We start from the raw sequence: 19,003 nt of genomic DNA on the forward strand, positions 1-19,003 counted from the left end.
CTAGGATGATAAATAGGTAGGAGTAGCAATACCTGAAGTAGAACTAATAAGGAAACAAAACAGTTCCTAACTTTTCCCGCCCCAAGCGATCGCTAATCTTACCCCTACAAACAACCTGAATCCCATTAATATAAACCCCTTGGACAATCTCATCCGAACCACGCTTAACCATCCGAGGTTCACCATCTAAAACTGGATCTGATATCTGCACCTGCGGGCTAATTGGCTGATTTAAAGCATTGGGATCGAGTAAAACTATATCTGCTTTCGCACCAACTTTGAGAACTCCCGTATCCAGACGAAACCAACCAGCAGGTTCTCCCGTAACGCGACAAATCGCAGCTTCCGGTGAAAGGAATTTCGTTGCAACTGCTTGTTTGAGCAAAGATAATGCCCCATCATAGTAGCCCAGGTTACGGACGTGAGCGCCAGCATCGGTAAAACCAGGCAAAATATGAGGATGCCGCATCATCGCTAAACGGGGTTTTAGGCGATCGTTCGCTCCTGTAGCCACCCAGCGTAAATCTGTATCGTATTTTTGTAATGCGTGGATAAATAAATCCACTGGTTCTTGTTGCTTTTGACGAGCAATTTGGGCAAAACTTAACCCTTGCCAACTAGCTTCGGGACAGTGAATAACTTCCATCAAATCTAACTGACGATGGAATGATTTACGCCGTTTACTGAGCCATTCTTGGCGAAACTGACGACGAAAAATTTCTGATGCCCATAGTTGTTGCCTTTCTTCTCGTGACTGGCAGCCATTGAGTTGTGCGCCTGTGGAAAATTCTTCAAATAAGGGAGTCACAGATCCATCAGAGTAAATGGTGAAAGGTTCAGTTAGGGTTTGAAAGCGCACATTACCATTTAGAAGCCGATTCCAAATAAAAAGTAGGGGGGAAAATATTCGCCATAGGTTGCGATCGTGTACGGCATCTAAAGCTGAGAGGACAGTTAGCCGCAGTGGTTTTTGTCCAATCCCTGAACCCATACGCAGAATATCCACAAAGGAAGCGAGTCGTTGTAAATTGGGTGTGACTTGAAAAACGCGATCGCACCGCCGGCATAAATCTGCTAACATCGCATATTCTTTAAATTTGGCGTGTTGAGAGGGAATTGTCCAGCCTTGCCATTTTCCACTCATCCGATGCCAAGGAAACATATCAATAGAAATGCCAATAAAGCCAGCGTCTAAAGCATCTCTGGCTATGCGCTGCATAAGATTTAGTTCAAATTTTGTCGGCTGAACGGTTAAGCTTCGTTCTAATCCCATCACATGAGCGCGTAAGGCACTGTGTCCAAACATTGGGGCAACATTGGGGCCAAGGGGTAACTGTTGCAAATGCTGTAAATATTCTGCTGGTGTCTGCCAGGAAACCGATTGTTGTAGCCATTTTGCAATTAGCCGATGGGAAAGTGTTTCTACCCTCTGAAAAATATCAGCCAGGATTTGTGGTTCTGCGATCGCAACAGACAAGCTACAGTTACCAATAACTACGCTGGTAACACCATGACGAACTGATTCACTTAATCCTGGTGCAATTTCTAACTCTAAATCGTAATGAGTATGAATATCTATAAATCCAGGTGTCACCCATAACCCAGAAGCATCAACCACTTCACGTGCTGGAGTAGTTAAGGAGGGCGCAAGGGTGACAATCTGTCCGTTTTGAATGCCAATATCTCCGCGAACAGGTGGAGAGCCTAAACCATCGAAAATTAACCCGTTTTGAATCAGCAAATCCAACATGATTCTTTTTTGCTCTTGTTTGCTACTGTCCACTTAAACGTCGAAGCTGATCTCGAAAATAGCAGAAGCTTGGTGATTGATTATTGTCAATGTCCATAAGGGAGATATCTTTTCAGCCCAAGTTGCTTTCTGTTTACAATTGGCTGATAAGCAAGTTTAGACAACTTTTGGCGACCACCAGAATATACTGCGTCAGCTAACTTCTCCCATGTGCCACAAATCTCATCGTTGGTGTATGAATTTAGAACTGCTTGTTTTGCACTCGGATAAGCTGCCTTCACTGCTGCTAAATCACCTAAGTACCATGCTTCTCCTTCCTCAATAGCGATGCCAAATTGTGTCTTTGGCTTAGGATTACAAGAATTTACGAGTTCAAGTAGTTCTTTGCGAAAAGCACTCAAACATCGGTCATCAAGATCGCAAATGATAATGAGGACAGCGTGATAATCAGGAGGATAACTAGCAAATGTTTTACCATAGCCTTGAATAAGTCGCGGCAGTTGATCGAGCAAAATTCGTTTGTTGGCATCAGAAGTAGATTTTAAACCTTGAGGAATATGCCCTATTCCTTTGTAAGCATGGATATTAAATGTATGTTGTTCGGTGTTAATAATTTTTGGGACAAGAATGTCAAGAGCAGTTTTGCCAGAAATATCCTCAACGAGTATCTCAAAGTGCATATACTCACCTTGCATCCAAGTAATCGCTATACCAAAGTCCACCAAGGGGCAAACCTTCAGAAACAAGGTTATTGATCAGAGGATCTTCACTAGCTCGCTTAATTTTAGCAAATCCATCCTCGCCCTTTTCCAAGACCCAAACCTCGTCAGGTTCAAGGGCATCTACAAAATATGGTTGATGTGTTGTCACAAATATTTGCGATCCACCTTTCTGACCTGTAGCGTGTTCTCGAAATTCTCGCGCTAGGGTTTCTAAAAGTTTATGGTAAAGTCCATTTTCTGGTTCTTCTATGCACAAAAATGGTGGTGGTGAGGGTTCTTCCAACAGGAGAAGATAGGCAAATACCTTAAGTGTTCCGTCTGACATTTGTTGAGCATAAAATGGGTCTTGAAAACCCTTGTCGTTGAAACGCAGTAGGAGTCTTCCATCTGGACTTCTTTCGGTGCTAATTTTGTTGATGCCTGGAATTTTGCTAGATATTTTTTCAAGTATGGATTGAAACTTTTTAGGATGTTCTCTCTCCATAAACTGAACTACATTACCCAGATTATCGCCATGAATATTCAAATGCTTTTGTGGGCCAGCCAGAGGCAGACTTCGTGCAGCATCTGGAGTAAAATAGCTTAAATACCATCCTTCAATAAATCTACGAAATACAGAAATTCTTGGGTGTTGTTTGAGTGAACCCAAAGTTGCAATTCCCAGTTTTCGCTTATCGTCAAGTTCAACTACCTCAGTTTCCTTACTTTCCTCTTCCCCTTCACCTCTCTGTATTTTTTCTATTAATTTTGACAAATCAAAATCACCTTTTTCTTCCTCAACTTGTTTGCCTTCTTGTTCACCTTTCCACGCAATTCCTCTACCTTCATTGAGTATTAGAAAAGAAAAAGGTTGTCCCTTGCTTTGTCCTTTTCTTCGTTGTCTGAGTCTTTCCCTCTTTACATAAGGTCTTCCAGAGGAGTCAATATCTATTGCCAACTCATAGGTAATTGGCCGGGCATTACGATCCTCTTTATAATAAATATCAAACTCAATACTTCCCTCTTGTCCTTGGGAACGAATTCTCTCAAAGCCCCCACGTCCACGAGAATCGCACGCTTCCTCTACTCCATTTTTCAAGCAGTCTGCAAGAAAGCCAAAAGTGTCGAAAATGGTGCTTTTTCCCACACCATTTTTACCGATAACCGCAGTCATTGAAGTTAATGGCTTGGCATTCTGTGTGTTCCACAGCTTTCCCAAAGTGATATCGCGAAGAACTCTATAATTTCTTACCCTAAAGCCTTCTACTTTAGACATTTAAGCCCCTCTGCTCAACTAAAATAATCCTACAAGTTGCTCCAATTATCTGACAATTCGATAAATTTAACACTATATTTCATTTTCTTTATGCCGTTCCACCACGATGGTCAGTTTTCACCCAGCGCGATCGCTCCTGCACACACATTTTGAAAGTGGTCACAATCATCACAGGAATCCAATGCACCATGTATAATGACCCTTGAATTGTTGCCCAAAGCAAAGACCATCCTCGTAAATTTTGAAATTGGTAAAGTCCAGCCATAAAAGCAATTGTCAGAATCATACTGAGTAGTGTTTGCAGTGGAAATAGAACGGGATGATGGCTATAAAATATTGTCCAAAGTAAGTCAGGGATTAATCCAATTGGCAGAATAAATTGCAAGAGAAAAAACAATAGTAAATCAATTTCTTTCGCCCAACCTAAAGTCAGAATTTGCGGAAAATAATCTAGGTAACGCTGATAGCCACCTTCCGCCCAACGACAGCGTTGATACCAAAGTTTTTCCCAAGTAGTTACACCTTCTTCCTGAATTGATGGAACTGTAATAAACTCAATTTCCGCACCTGCTAAATAGAGTTTAAAGCAAAGATCCAAATCATCAGTGACAGTGTTCTCATTCCAACCTTGGCACTTTTCTAATAATTCTCGACGAACTAACATCCCATTACCGCGCAGTTCAGACATGCCACCAATAGCAATGCGATGGGTTTGCAAAAAGCTATCACAGCACATTTCCATCTGCTGGCAACGGGTTAAGAAATTAGTATTAGCATTAGAAATCGCTTTTCGCACTTGCACTGCACCGATCGCTTGCTTCTGAAATAGAGGTACTGTTTGCCGGAGAAAATTGGCTCTTAACTGAGCATCTGCATCACAAACTAGAATAATCTCCCCTTGGGTAAAGGGAAACACCGCATTCAAAGCCCCTGATTTACCACCTTTCGATTCCCGTCGATGAACTTGTAAAGCTGGAAATTGAGTTTGTAATTCCCTCAAAATCTGGGGGGTTTCATCGGTACTACCGTCATCAACAACCCAGATATCTAGGCGATCGCTGGGATAATTCAATTGGCATAAGCTGTAAACTAGATTAGCCAAGACTGGACTTTCATTTTTAGCCGGAACTAAAATCGAGACTGGCGGTAAATAAATCTCACTCTCCATTACCGCTACCACTGGTTTTGCTAACAGCATCCGTAAAGTTTGCCCAGTCAGGATTGCCGTTAATCCCAGCATCAACCATTGTGTTTCTGGTAGCCAGTGCAGCAAACTCACGCCACCCCAAACTAATAAAACTACTAGGGTTGCTTTGAGACGGCGATGAAAGCTAATATTTTTGCTGGGCTGATAAATGCTTCTTCCCACTTTGTTTGCTATATCCTTTCGGTTCGTGGCTTAGTCCTGCGACGTAATAATAGCATCGTCACCGCACCCAAAAGGAAACCGCCCACACCTGCTGCAACTGCTAGAATCCGCCCCAATTGTTGAGCAGCATTTAGCACTGGGTTATTCAGCAAATTGGAGGAGAAATGCAGCGATTGAATAGTCCATTTATCTTGGAGTTTTTGCAGCACTGCGGTCCATCGCAACGCCATATCAGCCGCTTTGCCATCTTTGAAAGAAAAGGATGCGACCGCTTCTCCAGAGGCAACATCTATATCTGGAGTGAGAAATGTTCTCAGAGTATCTCCCTTCAGTTGCATTTTGATATCTTTGATGGAACTGGAAAACTGCTGATTCCAGTACTTTTCAAACTCAGGAACTTTGTGAAAAATCTGGTTATCAACTGTTGTAATTGTGAAGTTTGGGTGCAAGTAAGGTTGTATTTTGGCAAAATCACGAGTATTTAGGGCTTGTAGGGCAATATCCCGTGTGCTAATAATTGCATTTATCTCCTGTAGATTGACATCTGCTTTGGCAGATTGGGTTTGATTCCAAATTACCAGCACTAACAAAACACTGCAAAGTAACTGAGTGCATTTGTATATGCTTGCCCATCTCTGTTTCATCATATAAAAAACCTCTAGATTGGGTAACACTTACCGAGAATTTTTTAATGTTACTACCCACATTCCGCACTTCTTTTTGTTGGACATAAAGAAATACAAAAAGAGGTGCTGATGAAGTCAATCAGCACCATTACTCGTCAGAGTCCCACTAACCAAGGGTTTTCCCCAACCCTGATTTTCTGTTAGGTATTTTCAATAATCATAGATTATTCAGAATCTACCTGTGAAAAAGCCAGATTGTTTGGTTGTTTGAGAACTTACCGTGAAAAATCAGATAGATTAACCAGTCAACTTAATCACACCTTGGCTCACTAGATATTCAAGCTGAGAATGGTGCTGTGTTTGTTCTCGCAGCAATTTGAGTTGCTCGTAGCTGATAATGTGTAATCCTGGACGGACAACATAATCTTGAATGGTAATGCTTTGCGGCTGCTGGCTGTCGGTGCGATTGTAGGCAATGGAAGGCATATTTGCAATCATACAATTAAGAACTGATCACTAGAAGAGAGTTTGACTCTTCACTCTATTACAGCTTCACACAAGTTACTCTTAAAGGGTGAATATAAACCTCATTTAAGTTGAGAACCGTAGTTTTCGCCCTCACCCTAAATCCCTCTCCCATATCTGGGAGAGGGACTTTGAAATTCTAGCTCCCCGAATCCCAGATATGGGGGATAGGTTGGGGGATGAGGGCAAATCCTTATTCATTAGAGTTGAACTACAGGTTTCAAGATAGACGTGAATACTGTTCGCCGCAATTCTGGAAAAACCTTAGACACCTTATTCAACACATAATCACCGTAAGTTCCGCGAAAATCATGAATGTTAGCTTTATCCCAGCGATCGCCTATATTATCATTCGCTACTATATTATTTAATTCAATCGGCTTTACTTGTACATCAAAATTAGGATCGAAAAAGAAGGGAAACGAAAGCCGATAATTTTGAGACTGGTTTTGCACCCGATGAGGTGTAGAACGATACAAACCACCCGTCATTTTGTCTAGCATATCGCCGATGTTACAGACAAAGGAACCGGGAACGGGAGGCGCAGCAACCCAACCTGACTTGGATTTAACCTGTAATCCGCCTGAGTCGTCCTGTTTGAGAATGGTTAAAACGCCATAATCAGTATGTTCGCCAACGCCCCATATCGGATCGCTATCTGACGGTGATAAATTAGGAGGATAGTTAAAGATGCGAAACAACACTAGAGGATCTGAGGTATAACGGTCAGCAAAGTAGGATTCTTCTAATCCCAAACTCAAGGCTATACCAGTCATGAGAATGTGTCCCAAGTTTGTCATCGCCTCTATATATTCAAGCACTGTTTCGCCAAATTGAGGAATGTTGGCGGGGAAGAGGTTTGAACCATGCATAGGAGTACCAGCTTGCACTTGTGGGTGTTCGTCTGGGAGTTCAGCGCCAAAGTAAATACCTTCTTTCAAGTCGGGTTTACCGGATGTCAATTCGCCACCAACGGGGAAATAACCTCGCCATGCAATACCTGCCAAAGCCATACGAATTTTAAGTTTAGTTTCCAAATCCTGGGCAAAAAACTGGCGGCTGAGTTCTTCGAGTCGCTGCTGCAAATTTTCGTCTATACCATGTCCGATAATATAGAAAAAGCCCGATTCTCGACACGCTTGCCTAATCTGAGATGCGACGGAATAAAGATTTCCTTTTCCAGAAACTAAGGCGCTAATATCAATAATCGGGACAGATGAAAACTCTTTCTCTACAACTTGCAAGTTTTTCATGCTCAGGTTGGTAATAGTAGATTCAATTTTTTAATCCGAACCCTCACCCTTGAGGATACATGAGGGTCTTCCCGCAGAGTAGGAAGGCGAAGTAAAAACTAATTATCAATTACAGTTGGGATTAAAATCGCTGACCTGTAGTAACTTCAAATCTAACTTCTCCTTGGTCGCTAATTCCTAAGTCGCCTCGAATTAGCCCAAAGGGTGAGTTCAAGCGCAATCCTAAACCATAACCAAAGCCGCTTCCAGGTTTGTCTCGTAAGACTCCTGGTTCTCCTAACACGGTTTCGCTAGACCCGAAATCTGAGGCGAAGTCAGTAAAGACAACTCCACCTATTGACTGGAAAATTGGGAAACGATATTCCACCGAAGCTAAACCATAACTCCGACCACTGGCAACTTTACCATAACCGTAACCTCTGACAGAATCTAGTCCGCCAATATTAAAAGCATCGGCTGGTGGGAAGTCTCCAATAGTTGTACCAATTTGTAAATTAATAGCCAACATTTCTGGATTGTCGGTTGGTCTACCATTACCTATCCAACTAACTGGAAAATACTGAATATAGTCTCCCCGTAGGCGGTTGCTGGAAATATTGCCTAGTCCAATGGGAATCGCTTGCTCTGTGCTGAGGGTGAGGATTGAGCCTTGAGTCGGATTGTCTCGGCGATCGCGTTGATCTCTGGATACAGCAAATGATACTGTAAATAGGTCATCAATTCCAGTCCCACTTACAGATAGGGGACTCCCTAATCTATCGACCTGGACAACGTTATATTCTCCATCGCGCAGGCTAATTCTGGTATAGTTGAGTGCTAGAGATGTCTCCCATTCATCAAAAGCTCGTAAAAGTGCCACAGAACCACCAAATCTTCCTTCTCGCACTTTGCTGCCGTTAGCCAATCTGATATCTTCGTTGAAGGTTCCCGATGTATTTCGACTCCGAAAACCTCTAATGCTATAACCTAAACGGTTTGGTTCTTCAGAACGATAACGACTAATAAATTGACCATCAAATTGGACATCTTTAGTACTGAACTGCAGAACTGTATCTAGTTTATCGTTCAGACCGCTAACATTTTCGTCTTTATAACCTACCCGACCATATAACCCAACGTCATCGTTATTACCGCCTCCTAAAATGAGAGCAGGGAAGCCACGCTCTTTGATTGCATAAATGATATTAACACTGGAAGCATCTTCTTTAGGGTAAACATTGACTTGATTAAATGACTCTAATCTCCTCAATCGTTGTAAGTCTGCTTGAAGTAAATCTTCACGGAATACCTGACCTGGTTTGAGTCTCAGCAAACCAATGATAAAATCTTTCTGAGTTCGCCCTTTGATTGGCAGACCTTTGTCGTTAATAAAACGAATCTGGATATCTTTGACAATTTTTTGGGAAATTTCCAGGGTCTGACTATCTCCTAAAGTGATTCCTATATAATCACCATATTTGGCATAATCTCCCTCTATATGGATCTTAGCTTCTGGTGTCACAATCCCATTAGCCCCATTTTGAGTAGATGGTGGCGAGTCTGCAAGAGCCTCTGGATTTTTACCACCCACTAACATTACTGCGATCGCAACTACTGTTATTTGAACTCGCATATTGAAAATCAGTTAGTGTTGTTAAGTTTACGGCATGGAGCGGATCTTTTGTGCGTAAGTTCTATATTAACCTTGCTATTGAGTATCCCAAAATCCGGTTGCTTGTTTCCCCAGTACTCAGTATAAACTGTCAGACTGTTTTCAAATTGCGATCGCCTCCGGCGGGCGGTTACGCTATCGCTCAATGCCACAAGAGCCTATAGTCTGGGAAATAAAACCTCTTTCTGAAAACTATGACAGAGAAATACTCAGGTTTTAAACTCGTGTTTGGCTTTTTTGTAGATAATTAAAGTGGGTAATTATCTGGTAAGTAGGTCGGCGCAATTAAAGGTAACTGGCAAAGGCTGTCATTTGTCACTTGTACTGAGCGACTTGTACTGAGCCTGTCCTGAGCGTAGCCGAAGGGCGAAGCCGAGGTAAGCCGAAGTATTGGTCATTAGTAAGGGTTTTAAGCCTCTTTACGTTTCGTAATATACTTGGATTTCACGCCAACTTACTTAAATCCACCTACATATAAAAAGCCATGAGACAAAAACCTAAACAACAAATGCGTATATGGGCGATGTTGTGTCATTTGTCGGCTTTGTTAGGATGGATATTATTGTTTTTTTTAGTATTTATTGGCATTCCTTTATATTTACCTTTAAATCTTTTAGCTCCCCTGATAATTTGGCGCTTTAAAAAATCACAATATCCTTGGATTGATTTCCAAGGGAAGGAATCTTTAAATTTTCAATTCTCTTTAACATTATATACCTTGATTGTCATAGCAATATCCTTAATTTTCTTGTTAACTAGCTTTGGTTTAGTTATGACTAACAATGGTTCCGCCAATGAAATAAAAAAGACTTTAGACGGTTTATTAATTGCACTAGCATCACTAATTTCATTCAAACTTATACTACAATTTTTTGTAGTGACTTTTGCATCGGTGAAAGCTTACAAAGGTGAGTATTATCGTTACCCTTTTACAATTAGAGTTTTGCGATAAAAAAGATTAGGTCTTTCTTAGTTAAGACTTGCAATTTCAAGAAAAATTAAAAGCTTATACCTGTATTCTCCACCTGATGAGATAAAATATTTATTAGCATTATCCAATCTCAAAGGTTGCCTTTACATCTAATTTTTTTTAGGTTTTCAGGTATGAATTTCCAAATAAATTGATTCTAAATACTGAATTTTTAATTTAAATATCAAGCTGATTTTTATGAGAATAGCATACATAATTTTGGCACATAATTATCCTGAACAATTATTTCGTCTTATTTCTAAATTGAATACAGATGATGTTTCATTTTTTATCCATATAGATAAAAAAGCAGATATTAAAATATATCATCAGATACTTACTCAACTTCAGGAGTTACCGAATGTATTTTTCCTTAAGAGATATAATTCAGGATGGGGAGGTTTTGATATTGTAAGAGCTACTTTAGAAGGGATAAATTCAATAGTAGAAACAGGTCTTGACTTTGATTATGTTATAAATTTATCAGGACAAGATTATTCGATCAAATCAAATGCATATATCAAGATGTTTCTACAAAACAATCAAGGGAAGGAATTTATAGAGCATTTCCCACTACCTTGCAGAAAATGGAGAGGCGGCGGCTTAAGAAGAATAGAGTATTGGCACATCCGTTGGAATGATAAATATTTTTGTATTCCCGAAAAACAGGAATTTAAATCTCCTATTGCATCTTTATTATATTCATTTTTTATTTTGTTTTTACCTAAAAAACGCCAACCTCCTGAAGGATTTGCTATTTATGGAGGTTCTCAATTTTGGTGTTTAACAGGAGAATGTGTCAAATGGATAAATATTTTTTTAAAGCAAAACCCCAAGTTTGTTAAGCGTTTTAATTACACTTTTTGTACAGATGAGATATTTTTTCAGACACTTATTTTAAATTCACCTTTTAAAGATAAAATAGTCAACGATCATCTGAGATATATAGATTGGGGTGACATTAATGCCTATCATCCAAGAATTTTAGAGGAAAATGATTTTGGAAAAATTAGGCAATCAAAGAAATTATTCGCTAGAAAGTTTGATACAAATAAAGACTCGGAGATATTAGATATGATAGATAAAATGATATAGTAGTCTTAAATGATTTATGAAATTATCTGTTTCTTTTCTTGGCGCTCTTGGCGGCTTGGCGGTTCGATAGTTTTCATAACTTAAATAGGATTGCTATATTATTAAGTGAAGAGTAACTTGTATAAGTATGGGAGTAAATGATGATATGATTGGAATTGCGATCGCAGGCACTGGATTTGGTCAAAAAGTCCACATCCCTGGATTCCAAGCACATCCTCAAACTGAGGTAGTTGCTGTCTATCATCGAGATATAAATAAAGCCAAAGCCATAGCAGAATCCCATAATATTCCTCACGCCTCTGATTCTCTGGCTGATATTGTGGCATTACCAGAAGTGCAAGCAGTCAGTATCTCTACGCCGCCATTTTTGCACTATGAAATGGCAAAAACTGTACTGCAAGCTGGAAAACATTTATTACTAGAAAAACCGACAACCTTAAATGCAGTCGAAACCAAAGAACTTTATCGGTTAGCGAAAGCAAAAGGTGTAATTGCGACTGTAGATTTTGAATTTCGTTTTGTACCAGCATGGCAGTTATTTGCTGAATTATTATCAGAAAATTATGTGGGTGAATTGCGCTTAATCAAAATTGATTGGTTAGGTTCTTCTCGTGCTGATACTTCCCGCCCTTGGAATTGGTATTCTGACAAAGAAAAAGGAGGCGGTGCATTAGGATCTTTAGGTTCCCACGCCTTCGATTACATTCACTGGTTATTCGGGCCAGTCAGCAGATTAAACGCCCATTTGAGTACTGCGATTCCTACACGAGTTGACCCTGTTAGTGGGGAATCTAAGCTAGTGAATACAGATGACAACTGTATATTAACGCTGGAATTAGCAAATGGTACACCTTGCCAACTTTCTATCAGCGCGGTTGTTCATGCAGCAAGAACTCATTGGGTAGAAGTATATGGCGATCGCGGTACATTAATTGTAGGCAGTGAAAATCAAAAAGATTATATACACGGCTTTCGTGTTTGGGGTTCCCAGCTAGGTAAACCTTTGACAGAAATAGAAATACCAAATCGGTTAATTTTTCCCAAAAATTATGCTGATGGGCGGATTTCGGCATTTATCCGCGTAGTAAATCAATGGGTGCAGGGAATTGAACGCAATCAGGAAATTACACCATCGCTACGAGAAGGAATTTATTCTCAGTTGTTGATGGATTTATCCCATGAATCGCATCAAAAAGCAAGTTGGGTAGATATACCTGGCTTGGAAGGATTTGTTAACAACTAGAAAGAAAATGAGCAAAACTCCCCGGATTCGTATCCCACCTGAAGTAAAAAAATACGTTTTTGAACGTGACAAATATCAATGCCAAAGCTGTGGTAAAACTACTACAGAAACTCACCTCAGCATTGACCATATCATTCCCCTCGCCCGTGGCGGTCAAAATGATATCAGCAATTTACAAACTCTCTGTCTTACCTGCAATCAGCAGAAAACAGACAATATTGATCCTCGCTTTCGGCGATATTTTCAGCTTTAGGTTATAATAGTGTGGGCTATTCGTTTCTAATTTCTATGCCTCAAAATCACAATAGCAATTCCCGAAGATTCCCCAATATTAAAATTACAATTCTTTACCTCTTCACCTTCATGACTGTTTTAGTAATAGCCTTTCCCTGGCTATATGAGGTTAAAACTAAAGCTGGGATCGATATATCACGTAGCCGCCACGCAGGAACCTTTTTTGAGAAACACACCTTCGGACTCTTCCGGTGTGAGTGGCTTTATCCCTACCATTGCGATCGCTCCCACGTTAAGTAAAGGAAATTAGGCATTGCTGAATTAAGGGATGATTCTTGTGGGGTAGGCATCCTGCCCGCCCGGAAATACAAGGGACGATCGTGTTGCCCATCCCACAAAAATAGTAAAATCATCCCGCAAATATGCAACGCCGGAAATTAAAAAGAGAAGGGGAAAATTTTCCCCTTCTCTCTGCGCCAGATTTTTACCGTGCTACCCTACATCTATCCCAACTGATTTGAGATCGCGCTGACATCAACAGCTAACTTTTTGCCCAACTTGAGCAACTGAAGACACTGATTATCTCCTTCATTCCCAAGGCTAGTAATACACACCGGCGCTATCTGACTGTGCAGACAACTAAAATAGAGTTCTTGCGATCGCTGTAGGGAAATGTCAATATTTAGTTGATCCCCGACATCAATCAATCTCTCTAATAGCTGGATATCTGCATTAAAACTACCATTGGCATCGTGCAACAATTGCCAAAGCGATCGCGCAATTAACTGTTCTAACATCTGCCTACCGTCGGGAATATTCAGCCGACAACGCAGATGTTTTGCTTCAGTAGCGATCGCTTCCAATTCTAGTATGTGACTCCAACTCTTTTGGGAATCAGCGATATCTTGCTCAAGCGATCGCAATGTCATTAGACAGCGATGTCCTAAAGCAATATCGGCTGCCACCTGCAACTCTTGTGGTACTGCTATTTCATCACGATGAAACGCCATCAGCACCCCATAATTATCACGGTAGGCTTGGGTATACAACTGTCCTAAACGTGTCAGTGTTTCCTGACTAAGCAGTCGCATAATTCGGTGGCGTTCTTCAGCAAATAGATTTTGCAAGCTGAAAGCTTCTTCGCCAAATAGCTGTGTCATCGCCAAGATAGTATGAGCCGCACTAGCTTGTTTTAGTGCCCCAAACAGCTTTTCTTTTAATTGGCTGTAGTCACGCCGCCCGGTAAATTGTTGAATGCAGCAGTGGAAATCCCAGCCTCCCAAATGCAGAACCGCAAATACCAAATGCTCACTTTCCCAAGTAATCTCTGATACTAGCTTTAAACTTCCAACAGCCAGAGTTAGCGATCCCATGCGTTGCAGTTGGTAATCTAGCTCATTAGCAGCGTAGCAATAAACTTTTTTGTGGTAACGCTGAGACTGTTTGTCAGCCACATCTTTTCTAGGCAAAGAATTGTGCGTCTGTGCTGGTTTCTGATTATTAAACAGGGAAGTAATAGCGTAATGGGCTGCTACTTGCTTAAAGCCCAGCTGGGCAGTTAACACGAGTTGCCGATAAATTTCCGCACCGTGTTTGAATTCATCCACATTACTGGGGGCTAAACCAAGACGTTTGACGAAGCCTTTTTCCAACTGCACACCAGCCACTTCCCCTGCCAATTCCAAAGCACGGGCGGCGTAGCGCAGAATTTGCGTCCCCTCTGGACGAGAAATTTCTTCAAAAAACCAGCCGCAACTAGTGAACATCAACAAAGAGTGACGCTGCATTTCTAACAGACGCAAAGCGTCTACTTGTTCGGCTGCTGTTAGTTTGTGGGTTTGATGACGGGCGAGGAAACGGTTAACATTACCAGCAGAGCGATCGCGCATTACTTGGATATATTCATCTCGTGTTTGCCAGGGATCGCGAAATAACTGCCTACCATGTTCCTCATACACATCAGTTAGTTGATCCCGCAGCCAATTTAGGGCATCCCGCAAGGGACGACGCCATTTTTGATGCCAAACACCGCCTTCTCCACCGCAACCACAGTCATCTTCCCATCTGCCGACACCGTGGGCGCAACTCCAGGCTGTGACTGACTTTAATTCCACTTCCCAGCCGGGAGAATTTAAGCTCAGGTAGTGGGCGAAGTTCGTTACCGTCCAACCTTGTTGAGGAAACTCTTTAGTAAAGGCATAAGCTAAGGTTTTCTCTGTTCCCTTCTTGTGATGTCCGAAGGTTTCCCCATCTGTCGCCACAGAGATTAACTGTGTTGGCCGATGATCCCCACGCACTGCCGAACCTATCCGTCCGGCAAAGTGACTGGAGTTATAAACGACATCACTAAAACCCATGTCCCGCGATATCGGGCCATCGTAGAAGAAGATATCAATGTAGGGGAGGGAGACGCGATTAATCGCCTCTGTACTAGGGAGTGGGGAGTGGTTACTATCCCCATTCCCTACTCCCAATTCCCTACTCCCTTCTTTGATCGTACTCAGAGGTGAAGATGAAGTGTCTAGTGTGGGCTGCAAATAACAACGATAGGGACGGGTAGAATCAATCTGACTACCACCGACTTCGATCCATTCAGGATGGGGATGATCTGGAGTCGGGAGGGGACGGCAACGCAGGGCTTGAGACGGTGCAAGGACAATGAAGCGAATCCCCTCAGCAACAAGAGCTTCTAGGGTGGCGTAGTCTACAGCAGTTTCTGCTAGCCACATCCCTTCGGGATCGCGGCCAAAGCGGGAGCGGAAATCTTCTTTACCCCAGCGAATTTGGGTATATTTGTCGCGCTCGTTCGCCAGAGGCATGATGATGTGATTGTATACTTGCGCGATCGCATTGCCATGACCATGCAGGCGATCGCTACTCTTGGCATCTGCCTCTAAAATGCGCTGATAAACCTCCACATCGTAGCGTTCTAGCCACGACATCAGCGTTGGGCCAATATTAAAACTGAAATACTCATAATTATTGACGATCCTCACCACTTCGCCTTGGTCATTTAAGACTCTGGCAAAGGCATTTGGACGATAGCATTCCCAGTGAATCCGCTCATTCCAGTCATGGAAAGGTGCAGCGCTCGGTTGGCGTTCAATTGCGTCCAGATAAGGGTTTTCCCTCGGTGGCTGGTAAAAATGACCATGCACCGTCACATAAACACCATTAGCCTTTCTCAGGGGATCGGTTTCTCTAGTGTTATTGGGATCTGAATGTAATGTTAACGTTGAGCCAGAGCTAGCTGGCATTTCAGCAGCAGAAGTCATGTATATTTATCCAAAACAAAAAACTTGCAGTTGCACCGAAAGCATTGTGCATAAACCTTTCTCCAATGGCTTAAACACAAAATCCGGTATAAACAACAACTATGGAATCCAACCAAATTTTTGACAAATCTTTCTCATTGTAGTGGGAAATCTGCGTTATCGCACAGCCCTTTCCCTGAAGGCTCAAAGTAATTAGCCATTGAACAAAAACTCAGTTAGGGGTTTCCTTTTCTTCAGCGCCAATTAAAATTTTAATTGTCTTTTAATATATTAAACCCCATTCTTGGTGTAATATTATGGCTCAAATTCATACTTTTGCAACAAAAGATTACAAAAACTCCTTAAATCGCAATCTTATTTTACATACACTATAGTGAACTGAAAACAGTACAATTTCTGAATTGGTCTACAGGTGGTTGAGAGTACCATATCGGAGTGATGAGTGAAAATAATTTTTAATTCAACACTCCAAATTTTAAATTTAGGATTGCTCGCTGTGAATGATACCTTCAACCCAAAAGACCAAATGTCAACCAAAAACATTATTCTTTTCGTTTTATTACTGTTTATCCCAGTTTCCTTAGTAGCCCACTTTCTGGAGTGGGGAGAATTGATCGTTTTCATTACAGCTGGATTAGCAATTCTGCCCTTAGCAGCTTGGATGGGTACAGCCACAGAAGAAATTGCTGTGGTAGTTGGGCCATCATTGGGGGGCTTGTTAAACGCCACCTTTGGCAATGCTACAGAACTAATCATCGCTTTAGTAGCGCTGAACGCTGGGTTAATAGATGTAGTCAAAGCCAGTATCACGGGATCGATTATTAGCAACTTACTACTGGTAATGGGTTTTTCCATGCTTTTGGGAGGACTGCGCTACAAAGAACAGACATTTCAGCCAATTGTGGCGCGGGTGAATGCTGCTTCGATGAATTTGGCAGTGATTGCCATTTTGATGCCAACAGCGATGAACTATACCTCTCAAGGAATTAACCAAGAAACACTGCAAAATCTTTCTATTGCTGTTGCTGTAGTATTAATTCTGGTTTACGCCCTAACGCTGCTATTTTCAATGAAAACCCATTCCTATCTTTATGATGTGGGTGTAGCGGAGATAGAAGCAGAAGAAACCCCTCATGCTAAACCAAATATGATGTTGTGGGTTAGCGTGCTGTTAGTATGTACCTTGCTAGTGGCAATTGAGTCAGAAATGTTGGTCGATTCTTTGGAGGTGGCCACATCTCAGCTAGGTTTGACGGCGCTGTTTACAGGGGTGATTTTGGTTCCCATCGTCGGTAACGCGGCTGAACACGCTACAGCAGTCACCGTGGCGATGAAAAATAAGATGGATCTTTCCCTTTCGGTAGCTGTGGGATCGAGTATGCAGATTGCTCTATTTGTCGCGCCCGTGTTGGTAATAGCAGGGCGGATATTGGGCCAACCAATGGATTTGGATTTCAAACCCTTTGAATTAGTAGCTGTGGTTGTGTCAGTGTTGATTGCCAACAGTATTAGTTCCGATGGTAAGTCCAATTGGCTTGAAGGCACTTTGTTATTAGCTGCTTATACAGTATTGGGGTTCGCCTTCTACTTCCATCCAGTTATGGAAAATATGGGGTAGTTAGCAGTGCGTAGGCGTAGCCCGTTAGCCATCGCACTTGATGATTTTAGATTTTAGATTCTTTTGGTTCATTGTTCCTCCACCCGCTTTTCCCCCTTCTACGTGACACCAATCCAAAATTTAAAATTTAAAATCCAAAATCAGTTAATTACCCTCTTTTGCCTGGGACAGGAGAAAATAAGAACATATAAGAGCGATCGCCTGTATGAGCTACTGCCTTAATCCCCATTGTCCCAAGCCTGAAAATCCTCATGATGTCAAGTTTTGCCGGACTTGCGGTTCTAAGTTACTCCTCAAAGAACGTTACCGTGCTATCAAACCAATCGGACAAGGTGGTTTTGGCAGAACCTTCTTAGCTGTGGATGAGGATAAACCTTCAAAACCACGCTGCGTAATTAAGCAATTTTATCCCCAATCTCAAGGCACTAACACTCTGGCAAAAGCCGTAGAGTTATTTAACCAAGAAGCGGTGCAGTTAGATGAATTGGGCAAACATCCCCAAATTCCCGAACTCCTGGCATATTTTACCCAAGAAAACCGGCAGTATCTTGTACAAGAATTTATCGACGGGCACAACTTAGCTCAGGAATTGGCACATAGGGGTGCTTTCAATGAAACGCAAATTCGGCAACTATTAAATGATTTATTGTCAGTTTTACAATTTTGTCATGCTAGACAAGTAATTCACCGCGATATTAAGCCAGAAAATATTATTTTACGTAGCGGCGATCGCAAACTAGTATTAGTAGATTTTGGGGCGGCGAAATCTGCCACTGGCGCTGCCTTAAATCAAACTGGTACAAGTATAGGTAGTCCAGAATATGTTGCCCCTGAGCAAATGAGAGGTAGGGCTGTTTTTGCCAGCGATATTTACAGCTTGGGTGCTACCTGTATTAATTTATTAACAGTGCGATCGCCCTTCGATTCTTATGATACCAACAACGATACTTGGGTTTGGCAGCAATACTTGCAAACTCCTATCAGTAATCAGTTGAGTCACATTCTCAACAAAATGCTAGAAAGCATTCCCATTCGGCGTTATCAAACAGTAGATGAAGTTCTCAACGACTTAAATCACCAATCGCAAGTAGCAGCTACGCCAGCGATAAAGCCAAAGTCTATCCCTCAATCACCACCCAATTCTCCATCCACATTTGTATCGCCATCTCCTAGTCAAATTGATCTAGAACTAGAGGAAATGAAAACTCAATTTTTGGGTGGTAGCAAACCTCAACCAAATAAAATACAACCACCAATTTCCACATCTGGGCCTTCTAATAAAACTAAAATAGATGAAGAATTAGAAGAATTAAAAGCCAAATATCTTGGTAATAACAACCCCTAAAATCAATAAAAAATAAAGAACCGCTATTATCCAATACGCTTGGGTTAAGCGCTACTTGTACAAAATTGTGGG

Annotated in this window: 16 protein-coding genes; 7 read left to right on the forward strand and 9 right to left on the reverse strand. The window is 41.6% G+C overall.

What is annotated here, in order from left to right; genetic code table 11:
• Positions 1-43: 43 nt before the first annotated feature.
• The 8 genes from HWQ36_RS31060 to HWQ36_RS31095 all read right to left on the reverse strand — a co-directional run bounded on the left by HWQ36_RS31060 (position 44) and on the right by HWQ36_RS31095 (position 9,112).
• Positions 44-1,750, reverse strand: coding sequence for a D-aminoacylase (locus HWQ36_RS31060; RefSeq protein WP_292709994.1), 1,707 nt, complete (start codon positions 1,748-1,750; stop codon positions 44-46).
• An 86-nt stretch (positions 1,751-1,836) separates the two neighbouring features.
• Positions 1,837-2,472, reverse strand: coding sequence for a hypothetical protein (locus tag HWQ36_RS31065; protein WP_292710174.1), 636 nt, complete (start codon positions 2,470-2,472; stop codon positions 1,837-1,839).
• Positions 2,435-3,727, reverse strand: a complete 1,293-nt coding sequence (locus HWQ36_RS31070; RefSeq protein WP_292709996.1) for an AAA family ATPase — start codon at positions 3,725-3,727, stop codon at positions 2,435-2,437. Before HWQ36_RS31070 ends, HWQ36_RS31065 begins: the two co-directional genes overlap by 38 nt.
• Positions 3,728-3,815: 88 nt before the next feature.
• Complete coding sequence (locus HWQ36_RS31075; protein WP_292709998.1) at positions 3,816-5,096, reverse strand: glycosyltransferase family 2 protein; 1,281 nt, start codon at positions 5,094-5,096, stop codon at positions 3,816-3,818.
• An 8-nt stretch (positions 5,097-5,104) separates the two neighbouring features.
• Complete coding sequence (locus tag HWQ36_RS31080; RefSeq protein ID WP_292710000.1) at positions 5,105-5,743, reverse strand: nuclear transport factor 2 family protein; 639 nt, start codon at positions 5,741-5,743, stop codon at positions 5,105-5,107.
• Positions 5,744-6,019: 276 nt separating this feature from the next.
• Positions 6,020-6,220, reverse strand: a complete 201-nt coding sequence (locus HWQ36_RS31085) for a hypothetical protein (protein WP_292710002.1) — start codon at positions 6,218-6,220, stop codon at positions 6,020-6,022.
• 227 nt (positions 6,221-6,447) lie between these two features.
• A complete protein-coding gene (locus HWQ36_RS31090; RefSeq protein ID WP_292710004.1) occupies positions 6,448-7,500 on the reverse strand; it encodes a 2-oxoglutarate and iron-dependent oxygenase domain-containing protein in 1,053 nt (350 codons plus the stop codon).
• Positions 7,501-7,621: 121 nt separating this feature from the next.
• Positions 7,622-9,112, reverse strand: coding sequence for a BamA/TamA family outer membrane protein (locus HWQ36_RS31095; protein ID WP_292710006.1), 1,491 nt, complete (start codon positions 9,110-9,112; stop codon positions 7,622-7,624).
• Positions 9,113-9,635: 523 nt separating this feature from the next.
• On the opposite strand from HWQ36_RS31095, the gene HWQ36_RS31100 reads away from it, so the two are divergent.
• The 5 genes from HWQ36_RS31100 (at position 9,636) to HWQ36_RS31120 (ending at position 12,993) form a co-directional block, all read left to right on the forward strand.
• Positions 9,636-10,103, forward strand: a complete 468-nt coding sequence (locus HWQ36_RS31100; RefSeq protein WP_292710008.1) for a DUF4870 domain-containing protein — start codon at positions 9,636-9,638, stop codon at positions 10,101-10,103.
• A gap of 216 nt (positions 10,104-10,319) precedes the next feature.
• Positions 10,320-11,216 (forward strand): beta-1,6-N-acetylglucosaminyltransferase, encoded by an 897-nt coding sequence (locus tag HWQ36_RS31105; protein WP_292710010.1) that lies wholly within the window; start codon positions 10,320-10,322, stop codon positions 11,214-11,216.
• A 145-nt stretch (positions 11,217-11,361) separates the two neighbouring features.
• Positions 11,362-12,459, forward strand: coding sequence for a Gfo/Idh/MocA family oxidoreductase (locus tag HWQ36_RS31110; RefSeq protein ID WP_292710162.1), 1,098 nt, complete (start codon positions 11,362-11,364; stop codon positions 12,457-12,459).
• A gap of 7 nt (positions 12,460-12,466) precedes the next feature.
• Entirely contained in the window at positions 12,467-12,712 is a 246-nt protein-coding gene (locus tag HWQ36_RS31115) for an HNH endonuclease (protein ID WP_292710012.1), read from the forward strand.
• 35 nt (positions 12,713-12,747) lie between these two features.
• Entirely contained in the window at positions 12,748-12,993 is a 246-nt protein-coding gene (locus HWQ36_RS31120) for a hypothetical protein (protein WP_292710014.1), read from the forward strand.
• A 203-nt stretch (positions 12,994-13,196) separates the two neighbouring features.
• Here the strand turns inward: HWQ36_RS31120 and HWQ36_RS31125 are convergent, their stop codons facing one another.
• Positions 13,197-15,968, reverse strand: a complete 2,772-nt coding sequence (locus tag HWQ36_RS31125) for a DUF3536 domain-containing protein (protein ID WP_292710016.1) — start codon at positions 15,966-15,968, stop codon at positions 13,197-13,199.
• A 526-nt stretch (positions 15,969-16,494) separates the two neighbouring features.
• Here HWQ36_RS31125 and cax point away from each other — a divergent pair.
• Both cax and HWQ36_RS31135 read left to right on the forward strand, forming a co-directional pair.
• Positions 16,495-17,586 carry a calcium/proton exchanger gene (cax, locus tag HWQ36_RS31130; RefSeq protein WP_292710018.1) on the forward strand — a complete coding sequence of 364 codons (1,092 nt, stop codon included), beginning with the start codon at positions 16,495-16,497 and terminating at the stop codon, positions 17,584-17,586.
• Between the two features lie 205 nt (positions 17,587-17,791).
• Positions 17,792-18,931 carry a serine/threonine-protein kinase gene (locus HWQ36_RS31135; protein ID WP_292710020.1) on the forward strand — a complete coding sequence of 380 codons (1,140 nt, stop codon included), beginning with the start codon at positions 17,792-17,794 and terminating at the stop codon, positions 18,929-18,931.
• The last annotated feature ends 72 nt before the right edge of the window (positions 18,932-19,003 follow it).

This window comes from Nostoc sp. NMS2, assembly GCF_017115105.1.
Lineage (GTDB): Bacteria > Cyanobacteriota > Cyanobacteriia > Cyanobacteriales > Nostocaceae > Nostoc.

What these genes read in the sequence shown, in the direction of transcription:
- HWQ36_RS31060 (WP_292709994.1), bottom strand. Translation starts at nt 1,750, where the DNA reads ATGTTGGATTTGCTGATTCAAAACGGGTTAATTTTCGATGGTTTAGGC.
- HWQ36_RS31070 (WP_292709996.1), bottom strand. Translation starts at nt 3,727, where the DNA reads ATGTCTAAAGTAGAAGGCTTTAGGGTAAGAAATTATAGAGTTCTTCGC.
- HWQ36_RS31080 (WP_292710000.1), bottom strand. Translation starts at nt 5,743, where the DNA reads ATGATGAAACAGAGATGGGCAAGCATATACAAATGCACTCAGTTACTT.
- HWQ36_RS31085 (WP_292710002.1), bottom strand. Translation starts at nt 6,220, where the DNA reads ATGATTGCAAATATGCCTTCCATTGCCTACAATCGCACCGACAGCCAG.
- HWQ36_RS31090 (WP_292710004.1), bottom strand. Translation starts at nt 7,500, where the DNA reads ATGAAAAACTTGCAAGTTGTAGAGAAAGAGTTTTCATCTGTCCCGATT.
- HWQ36_RS31095 (WP_292710006.1), bottom strand. Translation starts at nt 9,112, where the DNA reads ATGCGAGTTCAAATAACAGTAGTTGCGATCGCAGTAATGTTAGTGGGT.
- HWQ36_RS31100 (WP_292710008.1), top strand. Translation starts at nt 9,636, where the DNA reads ATGAGACAAAAACCTAAACAACAAATGCGTATATGGGCGATGTTGTGT.
- HWQ36_RS31105 (WP_292710010.1), top strand. Translation starts at nt 10,320, where the DNA reads ATGAGAATAGCATACATAATTTTGGCACATAATTATCCTGAACAATTA.
- HWQ36_RS31110 (WP_292710162.1), top strand. Translation starts at nt 11,362, where the DNA reads ATGATTGGAATTGCGATCGCAGGCACTGGATTTGGTCAAAAAGTCCAC.
- HWQ36_RS31115 (WP_292710012.1), top strand. Translation starts at nt 12,467, where the DNA reads ATGAGCAAAACTCCCCGGATTCGTATCCCACCTGAAGTAAAAAAATAC.
- HWQ36_RS31120 (WP_292710014.1), top strand. Translation starts at nt 12,748, where the DNA reads ATGCCTCAAAATCACAATAGCAATTCCCGAAGATTCCCCAATATTAAA.
- HWQ36_RS31125 (WP_292710016.1), bottom strand. Translation starts at nt 15,968, where the DNA reads ATGACTTCTGCTGCTGAAATGCCAGCTAGCTCTGGCTCAACGTTAACA.
- cax (WP_292710018.1), top strand. Translation starts at nt 16,495, where the DNA reads ATGTCAACCAAAAACATTATTCTTTTCGTTTTATTACTGTTTATCCCA.
- HWQ36_RS31135 (WP_292710020.1), top strand. Translation starts at nt 17,792, where the DNA reads ATGAGCTACTGCCTTAATCCCCATTGTCCCAAGCCTGAAAATCCTCAT.